Source organism: Vibrio neptunius, from assembly GCA_019339365.1.
GTDB classification, from domain to species: Bacteria; Pseudomonadota; Gammaproteobacteria; order Enterobacterales; family Vibrionaceae; genus Vibrio; species Vibrio neptunius.
The window spans coordinates 394,891-406,896 of record CP079860.1; the positions used below are offsets into that span (position 1 = coordinate 394,891).

Consider the following 12,006-nt stretch of genomic DNA (forward strand, 5'->3'; position numbering starts at 1 on the left):
GAACAAATTTTAACCCTATGAAAGTGCTACTATTTTCAATAGCAATCGAGGCATTCACTATAGGCACGATCAATGTCACAATTTTTGAAATTTAAAGGGAACTATTTTGAAAAACGTAAAAACACCTCTATCAATAGAGTGTTTTTGAGGTCAATTCCAGTTGAATTGACAGGATAAACACTAGTAAAAATGCAACATGCAACCAATCCAATGGACAGCACACTCCATTTACCTGAATATCGTTTCCGCCCAACGAGCGAGACCAGCGGTCACTGAGCCGAAATGATTTCCACTGGCTAAAGGGGTTTCAGGCAATACTGACCTAACGGCATTCACCAAGATCGGTGAGCGGGCAGATCCCCCTGTCATGTAGATCACATCAGGCTTGATGCTGCTTTGCTGAATCGCTTCGATGACCAGCGCTTTGATTTTCTCAGTTGGGTTGAAAATGGCCTCTTCCATCTGCTCACGAGTCACAGATAGTGGAAACACTTCAGAAAGCAGATCCAAGTTTGCTTCATACACCTGCGCATCAGCCAATGCTATCTTAGTTTTCTCCGCTTCCCGGATCACAGAGTAACCAAGAGTTTCTAGGTGCATCTGCACGAGTCGAGACAGTTTTTCTGGCTCACGAGCTTCCTTCAGCAATGTTCGGAGCTGCTTAAGGTTTTCATGTGCGTAGAACTTGCGCTGCGCCTGAACATCATTGATTGCAATCGGGTTCCAAAATTGAGTGGTGGGTATATCTAAGCCTGAATGGTTGGTTGACCCCATACCAAACTCCTGCATAAAGCATTTAAAGGCAGTGAAAATGTCTAGATCATTCCCGCCAATTCGTTGTCCAGAGTGCGCAATCAAAGAGCCACTTCTATCTTGTTTTCCACGCCAACTTGGGCCCATCTGAACAAACGAGCAATCTGTTGTACCACCACCAATATCCACCACCAGCACATTTTTGTTTTGTTTGAGGCTAGCTTCATAGTCTAAGCCTGCCGCCAGAGGCTCAAACTGAAACTCAATATCTTTGAAGCCAGCTCGGCGAGCAGCACGGCGCAATATACCTTCAGCTTGTATATTCGAATCATTTCCCCCTCGCCCGAGAAAATTAATCGGGCGACCAATGACCGTCTGCGACACCTCTTTTTTAAGTGTAATTTCTGCTCGAGCCCTAATATTGGCCATCATGGCACAGACCAAATCTTCGAAGAAAGCTAACTGCATATCACGTAAGCCAGTCACACCAAGAAACGATTTTGGTGATTTAACGTAATATACATCCTTCGGGTCTTCCAGATATGACTCTAAAGCTTGCTGCCCAAATCGAACGTCATCAGAACAAACTTCTAGCCCTTCCTCTCGGTTAAGCTTAATCGCCCGGCGCAAAACACTTTCACTGATATCACTTCCTGGAGCAACATCAAGACAGCGAAATAAATATTCAGAAACGACTTCCGCAGTCGGGGCAGATAACGTTGACGCAACATAGTAACTTTCACCGTCCAGAGGAATTTGTCTAATCGCACCATTGTTCAACTCTGCTACCGAACAATTTGCCGTTCCATAATCGAATCCAATCGCCATCCATCACCTCTTTATTGTCTGCCAAAATCGGGCCGCACAGTAAAGCCTAGACAAATAGGCAGGTCAACCCAGTTAGGTTAATTCTTTTTAACTTCAGCCATTTGCTTTAAAGTAGTCGCTATCTGTTCATTTACTCAGGTAAGCAAGGAAGTGAATCTACGCCAGATAGAAGTGTTTTATGCCATCATGCAGGCAGGCACAGTGTCGGGGGCAGCCAAGCAGCTTCATGTTTCACAGCCCAATATCACCCGAGTATTGGCTCATACTGAACAGCAATTGGGTTTCATGCTATTTGATCGAATCAAAGGTCGACTGGTTCCAACTCAGGAAGCGCAGTCACTCATAGCGGAAGCAGAAAAGATATACCAGCAGCTCGGTCAGTTTCGCAGTCTAACCAGCAAACTCAAACATGGTCAGCACCACCTTCGTATTGGATCGCCGCCGATACTTGCTTCTGGTTTTCTTGCTCCGATCATAGCTCAGGTGTGCAATAATACCGACTACACCTTAGAAGTATGCACTGCAAATCGAGATGAGCTGATTGATGGTCTAATAAAAAACGAGCTGGATGTGGCGGTTTGTTTTGGAGAAGAGAGCGTTTCGTCCATTATCCAAGAAACTATACTCAATACTGAAATGAAAGCACTGCTCCCTGCAGAGACGACGATTCAGCACTCGGTCACCATTGAGGAATTACTAGAGAGCCCGCTACCACTGGTTGGACTCGACACCCGAGACCCACTTGGATTTCAACTGCATCAGTCCATTCACTCCGTCGCCCCAGACTTTCTCCCTAAAGTGAGCGTTAGAAGCTATAACGTGGCTGCAGAAATGGTCGTGCATGGTGCCGCAAATGCGATTATCGACCCTTGGACTGCCATGCATTACCAATCGTATCCGCAAATCCAATGCACATCATTAATGCCATCGCTCCCGGTCAATGTCTCCCTGATTTACTGTCAGCATCATCCGCTTTCGGTTTCTGCCAAGTGGTTCGCTGATCGTCTTCAACAGGCAGCTCAACAAGGGGTATAGCTTAACGTTATACCTCAACAACAAATAGGTATTCGGCAACGGGCATTGAGTTCAATAGAGTGTATTTATCTGCTCACTCTGATATTCAAGGATGCTTATGTCGATTGCTCAACCTTACTTACTCTTTCTAGGCGACGTTACTGACCCTATTTCAGCCAAAACGGGCCGAGGTATTGCACTTTGGCGACCTGAACACTGTATTGGTGAATTGCGCTTATCATGTGACGCCGTCACTCTTAACTTAACGAACCTCACGCTAGAAGAAGCCAAAAACAGGGGAGCAAAAACACTTGTCATTGGCACAGCCAATGCCGGCGGCCTCATACCAGAGAACTGGCGGGCTTGTCTGATTCAGGCGGCAGAGCTGGGATTTGAAATAGCATCCGGCATGCATCAACGACTGAAAGATATCCCTAAGCTGGCTGAGCTTGAAAAACAAGGTATCACTAAACTTCACGATGTTCGCCACTTTGACCAAAACCTAGAAGTTGGCAATGGTGCCCCACGCAAAGGCAAACGTCTCTTAACCGTTGGTACGGATTGCTCTGTCGGTAAAATGTTTACCGCATTGGCGTTGGAGAGAGCACTACACAAAATTGATGTCTCGGCACAATTTAAAGCAACAGGCCAAACCGGTATCTTGATCGACGGACAAGGTATCTCGATTGATGCAGTTGTAGCAGATTTCATTTCCGGCGCAGTAGAGAAAATCAGTCCTGAATTTACCGATCACGAATGGGATATCATCGAAGGGCAAGGTTCACTGTTCAATCCTTCTTTTGCAGGGGTTAGTCTCGGCTTACTGCACGGCGCGCAGGCAGATGCTTTGGTGCTATGCCACGAAATTGGCCGCCCTCACATTCGCCATCTACCCCATTGTGAATTACCGACCATTGAAGCAACAATAAACGCTAACCTCGCGGCTGCACAACTGACCAATCCCAATACTCAACTGGCTGGTATTAGCCTAAATACCGCTGCACTTAGTGAAGAAGATGCCATGACACTTTGTGCTGATTGGCAAGAGCAATATCAGGTTCCGGTCACTGACCCAGTCAGATTCGGTATTGACGCCATTGCACACATATTAAAGCTCTGTGAGGCCAAACATGGACATAATAGCATTCAGCCAGTCTATTCCGCTCGCTAGGCCTTTTGCCATTTCGCGAGGAGTAAGGACACATTGTGACGTGGTTCGAGTCGAAATTCGCCATCTTTCCCATGTTGCGATCGGAGAATGTACACCTTATCCAAGATATGGCGAAAGTGTAGAATCGGTATTGGAACAAATCGCTCAAATGGTTCCTACACTGCAGGCGCTTTCTCCCGCTGAAGCAAAAATGACGCTGCAAGCAATGCCAGCTGGAGCAGCGAGAAACGCGCTAGATTGTGCTTTGTGGGACATGATCGCCAAGACGGACGGATTACTCTTTCCATACCCCTACTTTGATATTCGCTCAAAAATAGAGACTGCAATGACGGTCTCGATAGACACACCTGCAAGGATGGCTCAACAAGCTTCTGATTATGTGGCTCAGGGGGCGACTCTGCTCAAGGTTAAACTGGATCACGAAGATATTGTATCTAGGGTAACTGGCGTCAGAGCTGCCGTTCCTGGTTGCAAAATTATCCTAGATGCCAATGAAGCCTGGCACAATGAAGATCTCGACGAGCTTTTTTTCATCGTTAGACCAGCTTGATATTACTATGATAGAGCAGCCCGTACCCAAAGGTTCCGATGCTCTACTGAAGAAGGTTCCACATCCGATTCCTATCTGCGCCGACGAAAGCTGCCACGTTCGTAGTGACCTATCCAACCTAGATGGATGCTATGAGATGATAAATATTAAACTTGATAAATCGGGCGGCCTAACAGAAGCACTGGCGTTGGAGCAAGAAGCCAGAGCGAAAGGATTTTCTATTATGGTGGGCTGTATGCTCGGAACCTCGTTGGCAATGAAGGCTGCCTTACCCATCGCAACGAGAGCGGAGATTGTTGACTTGGACGGACCAATACTGCTCGGCTCAGACATTCCCGATGGCTTAATTTACCAATCTGGTACTTTAGGCTTAACCGATCATAAAAAATAATATATTCCTTCCAAATATATAATCTCGCTTTAAATAAACGCAGCTTTAAAGCGAGCATTTTTGCCTACCTATCAATCAAAATAGTCACAATTAACTAGATTGGTAATAGTAATAAAGTGCTAGGATAAATAATAAGAAAAGCATCTATAATAAGCCCTCTCTTAAGCCACAACCCGAATTAACAAAATATTATTCTAAAGTTCATGGAACAGCTGTCGATACCAGTGAAAAAGTCATTTCTTTTTTAGATAGATATACCCAAAAACTTAGAATCTAAAAATTCCTTAGTAATATATCTAATACTATAAGGTTAAAATGACTCTACTTTGTTAGTGGAGGTACTCACTGCATGACTAGCCCATTACCTAGAAGGCTAAGAGACATAAGAAAGAAAAGAGGTATCACTCAGGAAGAGCTGGGGCAAAAACTAGGGATGGAATCAGGAAGCGCAAGCGCTAGAATTAGTCAATACGAAACTGGTAAACATGCTCCTGATTACACGACTGTAAAACGCATATCTGCGGCACTAGAGATAACCGTCGCTTACTTCTACTGTGATGACGACACATTGGCAAATATCATAATAGAAGCTTCCAGCCACAGTGAAACAACAAAGCTTGATATTCTTAAAATACTAGAAGGAATTCAAAAACAATAAGTTAGCATCTTTGCTGTTTTGGATAGACATGACAATGATTTCTGAACTCGACCTCGCCATACAACTGACAAAAATAATAATTCTTCTCTACATATCCTATCTGTTATTGCGCCACCAGGTGAGCAATAAAATACTGTATGGATGTTTATTAGCTATGATTTCGATGATCATTGAGCTACTTATCAACTATTGTCAGCTATCATGGCCAGCTATTAGTTCTGCTCATAAAGATGAAGTTTTGCTAATTTCGTCGACAACGCTGCTAATTGCTCATATTTTGATGCTATCTGGCGTATCATCGTTATATTTCAAACTCAAAGAAGAATCAGAAAAAGATCATCTGACTCAACTTCATAATCGAAAGTTCATGCGCAAGATTCCAGAAAAAGATTACGACGTTATCTATCTGGATATTGATAATTTTAAATCGATCAACGATACACTTGGCCATGATTATGGCGACGCATTACTCGTCCTATTTGCGCGATATTTGTCACATTGTATTCTCAAAAACGAATATTTAGTTCGATACGGAGGTGATGAATTTATCGCCTATGTACAGCCAGGACGAAGCAGTGATTTTATTGAACGTTTACTCTCTTACGTTGCAAACTCAGAAATTGAATTTAGCTATGGTGTTTCAGGAAGTGCCAAAGGTGAACTGTTTTCCGCGATTACCCGTGCGGATAAAAACATGTATTTGATGAAGCGACGCAGATCGACATCAAGAGGGCGTAAACCAGCAAAGGCTAATTAAGGCTGTGCCATGACTGGACACATTCAGTGTCGCCTGTACGCCGCAAGCGCCCTTTACTAAATGCGCTTTTTAAACTTTTATTAATAGAATGTGAGAAAGGATTCTCTAGGTAGCTTATGGTGATATCGATTTGGCCTATCGTGAAACACGTCTTCGTCGTATCGGTTTTGATGCTCACGGCTAGCTGCCTTCCACGACAACCCAATATAAAACTCGGTGTGATTTTACCTTTAACAGGGACTTTTGCCATTTATGGACAACAGGCACTAAAGGGCGTTCAGCTTGCTGTCGATCAGATTAATACTGATGGAGGGGTGCTGAATAGGCAGATTGAACTCATCATCCGTGACAACCAGACCGACCCAGCGAAAACCGTAAAGTACAGCCGTGAGTTAGTCCAGCAAAGTGACGTATTCGCGCTGTTTGGTCCAGTGAGTAGTGCCGCTCGCTATGCCATGGCAGAAGTCGCGGAAACATTCCAGACTCCGTTGTTTTACGGTATCGATTACGAAGGCCACCATTTTAATCGCTACCTGATATGCTACAGCGCTATTCCAGAACATTACATTGAACCTATTGTCCCCTACCTAATCGATAACGTGGGTAAGAGCTTTTATATCTTCGGCTATGACTATATCTGGCCTCATCGTATGGCTGACAGCATAGCTGAGTCTGTTAAGCTCAATCAGGGAACCGTCACCGATATTGAATTCACTCCATTTGGCGTCAAAGACTACACCTCCGTATTCGAGCATATAAAAAACTCCGGTGCTGAAACATTGATGCTCATCTTGCCGGGTGTCGATGGCTTTACTTTCTTGTCACAGATGACATCTTTTGACTTTGGCCGACCTATTCAAATCGTCGCTTTTGCCGCCGATGAAACCTATTTGTCCAATCTGGACAATGAGGCTTTGGAAGGTGTACTCACTGCTCTTCACTTTTTTAGTCAGAACGATGAGCCTGTTTTACAAAAATTCGTGAATGACTACAAAACCTTCCACGGTTCTGAGGTTGTGGTGACCTATTCGAGTAAAGCTCACTACGACCTCATTTATTTGCTCAAAGCTGCGATAGAAAAATCAGGCTCAGTGGATAAAGAAGCTGTCATCAACCAACTCCCGGGGCTAACTTTGTACGAAAGAGAGTTGGCGATTAAACTCAGAGACGACCACCACTTTGAATTACCTATGTATCTAGGCCAATTTACTAACGGACAACTGAAAGTGGTGGAGCGATTAGGAACGATTAAACCAGAGGATCAAAGACCTTAGGTAATGAACAAACTTAGCGTAAAAATTTTCATCATTCTTCTGCCTCTTGCGATCTCTTTGCTGATCTTTAGCTACGTCTATTACAAAGCGAGAGAGAAGCTCACCGTTGACCATATTTACCAGTCTATCCAGCTTTCCGTTTCACTCGGAGCCAATGAAATTAGCCATTATGTTCAAGGTCAGTTCACCGAGTTTGATCGTCTCAGTAGTGAAATCAACGCCTGCGAGGATGGAAATATACCTTTATCTCTATCTGCCGCCGACGCTTTGAGCTTCACCAGCGGCTTTTCTGCACTGGCTATTTCTGATTTGTCAGGCCGCGTCACTCACTTTAGCTTGTCGTCGAATAGCAGCAATCGCTACGTACTGCGTAAGAATACCCAAGGGCTTATACTTCTTCCTGAACATGTTCTGGCCCTGCTACACACCTCTTATCAAGAGTGGAAAAAGACTTACCCAGAAAACCTTAGAAGGGAAAAAGATACGCTCAATCAGCTGCTAGAGCTTAATAAACGGGGCGAAGTGAACTCACAGGCCAGCCGAGAACTGACCAATTTACTCGTTAACATCCGAGAAGGTCGAAGCCTGCCTCGCCAAGTGATCAGCCTAGCTAATGCTGAGACCATCTCAAAACTCGGCCTGATATTCGACACCGAGAGTTACCTATACTCTCGCCCTCTGATTGGATGCGATAAAAAAATCGTCGGATTTTATACCGCCATCCTCGACCGTACTATTGTTGAAGACCACCTTTATCAAATAAAAAGTACGTTAATGCAAAGTAACCTTCAACACGTAGATGTGCTGATGATCCGGAACCAAGGCCTACGTTCATTGTCCGCAGCGAACCATTTGTCGCTCGATGCGCTCTCTAGTAAAGGGCTCAATACCACCAATAAACCGCAGATGAGGGAAGATCTCAACGGGATACTTATCAATCAACCGATAGAGTTGGATATTCAGAGCCATTTTATCTCATTAGACAATACCCACCCTTCTATTCCAGATCATCAAAAAGGCATTAACCTAGTGGTCTATGTATCGATGGACGAACTCGAGTCGAACAACTTGATGCTGATGCGCGAAGTTTTTCTCTATCTGTGTATTGCTCTATTTTTGTTTGTCTCGTTGACTCTTTATCTTTCCCACTATATTGCCTCACCAATTATCGATCTGCGCCAGCGAATTTCAATCCTCTCCAAAACGGGCAAAGCCAAAACTGATTTCTCTGTCAGAGATGATGAAATTGGCCAGCTCTTTAGTGCGTTTTCCGATATGGCTTACAGTATAAAAGCGAAAGAGTCTCAGTTGGTTAAGCTAGTTCGCGAAGATCCATTAACTGGCATTCTCAATCGTCGTGCATTAGTCAATCATGCCCAAGATATTCAACGCCTCAACAGCGTCTCATGCATATGTATGATGGACCTAGATCACTTCAAACAGATTAACGATAACTACGGCCACGCCATCGGGGATTCGGTACTGAAAACTTTCTGTACCTTAGTTACTAGTGAAATTCGGGACTCCGATATCTTTGGTCGTCTCGGTGGCGAAGAATTTGCTCTAATCTTGCCAGAGACTCAATTGGAAGAGGCCGTCAGCTTAGCGGAGAAAATTCGCAGCCGAGTTGAAGCTCAGCTGGTTGCCAGTCTCAGCTCAATCGACGGTTCAAAAATAACAGTAAGTATTGGTGTTGTGGAATGGCTAGATGATGATTTTGCCAAAGCCCTATCTAGAGCAGACAAGCACCTATACATAGCGAAAGAGAGTGGACGTAATCAGGTCAGTGCACAGTCATCAAAAAGCCCGCTGTAATGCGGGCTGACGTTTAACCACAGTTTCTACTGACTCAAATTTTCATTCGAGCGACATTCCTACCTGACCAATTCGAGTTTTGAACTCTTCAATACTGTCAGCCTGATAAGTGGGCGAGCCATTAAAATATCGTGGTTTTTCAGGCAGCATGGCATTTTTCAACGCGTTTTCCTGATCAATGTCATCGTGGTAGACAGTAACGCGATGTGGAATGTCCTGTTTAAATGTCGCCATTTTCTCTTCTCCTTGTCATCTTACGTATACACGACTCTAAGCGTAGAAAAGGATCGCTGACTGTCAAAGCCACTCATAGGCCATTAGTGGCAAATTAGATGCGCGTTAAGCCAGACACTTTCTTGTTTGTCACCCTTTTTAGTTGCGGCTAAATCATTGGATAGAAATTCTGTTTTTGTGAGCTTACATCCAGATCCTAATTTGAAGCTAAATTAGACGGAACTTTGGCAAGGTGATAACAAATGCCAGACCTGGTTCTTGAGATCTGACATCAATTTTTCCCTGATGGAGGGCAATAACACGCTCTACAATTGCCATCCCCAAACCTGCTCCTTGAGCTTTGTTCTGGGTTTCTTTGCCACGGAAAAAGCGCTCAAAGATGCGGTCAATATCAATCTGACTCATTCCCCGACCGCTATCGGCAATTACGATCTGTATATGCTCTTCATGCTCAGTCACTTCAGCCCAAATTCGGGTCCCTTCTCCGGAGTAGCGAATCGCGTTGTCCATCAGATTGCGAAACAGACAATTAAGGAATATCTCATTGCCTTGAATAGCATAGGCCTCCTCAGCAGCTTCTAATGTGATGTCTTGTTGTTGCTTCAATGCAAGGGGGACCAGCTCAGCAATCACACTACGTAGTATCTCAGCAACATCAACGGTTTGGCTTAAATCCACCATCAAGCCGCTCTCGACTTTTGCCAATGTCAACAACTGCTCAATGGTTCGCTCAGAACGTGTGATACTCTTTTCAATCTGTTTGAGGTCATGGTCTTTTTCCTCAGCATTTTGCGTTTCAAGGGCATTCTGCGCATTGAGCTTGATCACGGCCAGAGGTGTTCGCAGTTCATGGGCAGCGTCTTGATTAAATCGTTTTTCTCTTTGCCAAGCTGCATCGACTTGATCAAACAGGTAGTTCAAGCGTTTCACTAAGCTATCCAACTCAGTGGGAACATCTGTAATACTGAGTGGTGAGAGGTTATCAATCGACTTCTCTGACACTTGCTTTTCCAAACGACTGATCGGTGCAAACAAATGATAGGTAAACAGCACCAATAGCAAACATAACAGCGGCGTTGCCACTAGCATGGGGACAATGGCTGGGATCGCAATTTTGTTTTCGACTTCGCTGCGCAGGTGCTTGTCTTCGCCGAGCCAGAGCCACATTGGCTCACCCGTTTTCGGTTGCGTCAATAGCATGGTTACGCCACGCCACATGTTGGACTGATCCTGATCATGAATGTCGTTCAGACCCGGATGGCGCATCATTTTTAAGTCGACAGGTGGCGCATTCGGAGAGCTCGCCAATACCGCGCCCTTAGAGTCGAGCAGTAAATAGGCGAAGTTATCCTCAAGCAGCTTGGCTCGCGACCATTTTTCTAGGTTATCTTTGGGGGATGTTTTACTGGTGAGGTTAGCAAAAACGGTTTCTGGGTCTGAGTTTCGGTCTTCGCCAATCACAGAGGGGTCGGTCAGTAGCAACACCTTTAAGAAACTCTCACTAAGGTCCTGAAGCCGTGCATCATCAACGTCTGTAATCGCCTGACGCGTATCAAGGTAAACCCAGATTGTGGAAGCGGTAATAACCGCGAGGCATAGCAGTACGCTCGACAATGCGACACGGCGTTTAACAGAATTCAGTCTCATACTAGTGTTGGATGATGTATCCGACTCCTCTGATGTTTTCGATGGTGCCTTTGGGCATTTTTTTGCGCAGATTATGGATGTGCACTTCAATCGAATTAAGTCCGGCACTTTCATCCCAACCGTGCATGTTTTGCAATATCTGTGTTTTGCTTAGCACCCGACCAGCGTTCGTCACCAGATAGAGGAGAATTTTAAATTCATTTGGCGTCAGATTAATACACTCACCAGCCACCGTGACTTTATGCGAATTGACCGACACAGAGACATCACCCACCACGATAGTGTCATCTGCCATACCCGCCGATCGGCGAATCAATGCCCCCATACGCGCCAACAGTTCTTCCAGTTGAAACGGCTTAACCAGATAATCGTCTGCACCATGATTGAGCCCATAAACACGGTCATTGAGTTCGTCACGAGCGCTGAGAATCAAAACGGGCGTCTTGTCTCCTTTGCTCCTGAGCTCTTTGAGTACTTTCAAACCGCTGATACCCGGTAAAGAAATATCTAGAATGACCAGTAGGAAGCTGTCAGTTTGCAGTGCATGAAGGGCACTTTCACCCGACGTTACCCAGTCTGCGGTATAGTGATGTCTGGCGAGGGAAGCGGTAATCGCATTGCCAAGCATAGGGTCATCTTCAACTAATAATACGCGCATGTTATCTATCTCTGTTCTGTATCGTGACCCGTTCAGCAGTGATAAAAGGAAGGTCACAAGCAAGGGTTTTATTTACTGAGTCTCACTGCTTTCAATCCAAACTAACAAGCCAGACTTAAAAAACATTTAATAAACGGCAAAACATTTCATTTTTTGGCCTTACCAGTGTGAGCTTGGCGTTCGAAAGCCTCTGATTATACTAATCTTGTTGAGCATGCAAAGTACATCAGTTTATGTACATACTTCCATTTTGTTT

At 44.7% G+C, this 12,006-nt stretch carries 10 protein-coding genes and 1 pseudogene; 7 read left to right on the forward strand and 4 right to left on the reverse strand.

Annotated elements, in window-relative coordinates; all coding sequences use genetic code 11:
* Window positions 1–228: 228 nt before the first annotated feature.
* Window positions 229–1,581: a molecular chaperone gene (gene yegD / locus KW548_18515; protein ID QXX09084.1), complete on the reverse strand. Its 1,353-nt coding sequence runs from the start codon at window positions 1,579–1,581 to the stop codon at window positions 229–231.
* A 150-nt stretch (window positions 1,582–1,731) separates the two neighbouring features.
* On the opposite strand from yegD, the gene KW548_18520 reads away from it, so the two are divergent.
* The 7 genes and pseudogenes from KW548_18520 (at window position 1,732) to KW548_18550 (ending at window position 9,211) form a co-directional block, all read left to right on the forward strand.
* Window positions 1,732–2,616, forward strand: coding sequence for a LysR family transcriptional regulator (locus KW548_18520; protein ID QXX09085.1), 885 nt, complete (start codon window positions 1,732–1,734; stop codon window positions 2,614–2,616).
* A 97-nt stretch (window positions 2,617–2,713) separates the two neighbouring features.
* Entirely contained in the window at window positions 2,714–3,766 is a 1,053-nt protein-coding gene (locus tag KW548_18525; protein QXX09086.1) for a DUF1611 domain-containing protein, read from the forward strand.
* A pseudogene (ycjG, locus tag KW548_18530) lies at window positions 3,726–4,707 on the forward strand (L-Ala-D/L-Glu epimerase). The gene KW548_18525 and the pseudogene ycjG overlap by 41 nt, the downstream one beginning before the upstream one ends.
* A 349-nt stretch (window positions 4,708–5,056) precedes the next feature.
* On the forward strand, window positions 5,057–5,365 hold the full coding sequence (locus tag KW548_18535; protein ID QXX09087.1) for a helix-turn-helix domain-containing protein: 309 nt from the start codon (window positions 5,057–5,059) through the stop codon (window positions 5,363–5,365).
* A gap of 34 nt (window positions 5,366–5,399) precedes the next feature.
* Window positions 5,400–6,122 carry a GGDEF domain-containing protein gene (locus tag KW548_18540; protein QXX09459.1) on the forward strand — a complete coding sequence of 241 codons (723 nt, stop codon included), beginning with the start codon at window positions 5,400–5,402 and terminating at the stop codon, window positions 6,120–6,122.
* Window positions 6,123–6,238: 116 nt separating this feature from the next.
* The gene (locus tag KW548_18545) at window positions 6,239–7,396 is read left to right on the forward strand and encodes a substrate-binding protein (protein ID QXX09088.1); all 1,158 of its coding nucleotides are present in this window, start codon (window positions 6,239–6,241) and stop codon (window positions 7,394–7,396) included.
* A 3-nt stretch (window positions 7,397–7,399) separates the two neighbouring features.
* A complete protein-coding gene (locus tag KW548_18550; protein QXX09089.1) occupies window positions 7,400–9,211 on the forward strand; it encodes a diguanylate cyclase in 1,812 nt (603 codons plus the stop codon).
* Window positions 9,212–9,253: 42 nt separating this feature from the next.
* On the opposite strand, the gene KW548_18555 is transcribed toward KW548_18550, so the two are convergent.
* From KW548_18555 to KW548_18565, 3 genes are all read right to left on the reverse strand, one after another.
* Window positions 9,254–9,445 (reverse strand): hypothetical protein, encoded by a 192-nt coding sequence (locus KW548_18555; protein QXX09090.1) that lies wholly within the window; start codon window positions 9,443–9,445, stop codon window positions 9,254–9,256.
* 207 nt (window positions 9,446–9,652) lie between these two features.
* Window positions 9,653–11,092: a GHKL domain-containing protein gene (locus KW548_18560; protein QXX09091.1), complete on the reverse strand. Its 1,440-nt coding sequence runs from the start codon at window positions 11,090–11,092 to the stop codon at window positions 9,653–9,655.
* A gap of 1 nt (window position 11,093) precedes the next feature.
* Entirely contained in the window at window positions 11,094–11,750 is a 657-nt protein-coding gene (locus tag KW548_18565; protein ID QXX09092.1) for a response regulator transcription factor, read from the reverse strand.
* Window positions 11,751–12,006: the final 256 nt, after the last annotated feature.

What these genes read in the sequence shown, in the direction of transcription:
- yegD (QXX09084.1), bottom strand. Translation starts at nt 1,581, where the DNA reads ATGGCGATTGGATTCGATTATGGAACGGCAAATTGTTCGGTAGCAGAG.
- KW548_18525 (QXX09086.1), top strand. Translation starts at nt 2,714, where the DNA reads ATGTCGATTGCTCAACCTTACTTACTCTTTCTAGGCGACGTTACTGAC.
- KW548_18535 (QXX09087.1), top strand. Translation starts at nt 5,057, where the DNA reads ATGACTAGCCCATTACCTAGAAGGCTAAGAGACATAAGAAAGAAAAGA.
- KW548_18540 (QXX09459.1), top strand. Translation starts at nt 5,400, where the DNA reads ATGATTTCTGAACTCGACCTCGCCATACAACTGACAAAAATAATAATT.
- KW548_18545 (QXX09088.1), top strand. Translation starts at nt 6,239, where the DNA reads ATGGTGATATCGATTTGGCCTATCGTGAAACACGTCTTCGTCGTATCG.
- KW548_18550 (QXX09089.1), top strand. Translation starts at nt 7,400, where the DNA reads ATGAACAAACTTAGCGTAAAAATTTTCATCATTCTTCTGCCTCTTGCG.
- KW548_18555 (QXX09090.1), bottom strand. Translation starts at nt 9,445, where the DNA reads ATGGCGACATTTAAACAGGACATTCCACATCGCGTTACTGTCTACCAC.
- KW548_18560 (QXX09091.1), bottom strand. Translation starts at nt 11,092, where the DNA reads ATGAGACTGAATTCTGTTAAACGCCGTGTCGCATTGTCGAGCGTACTG.
- KW548_18565 (QXX09092.1), bottom strand. Translation starts at nt 11,750, where the DNA reads ATGCGCGTATTATTAGTTGAAGATGACCCTATGCTTGGCAATGCGATT.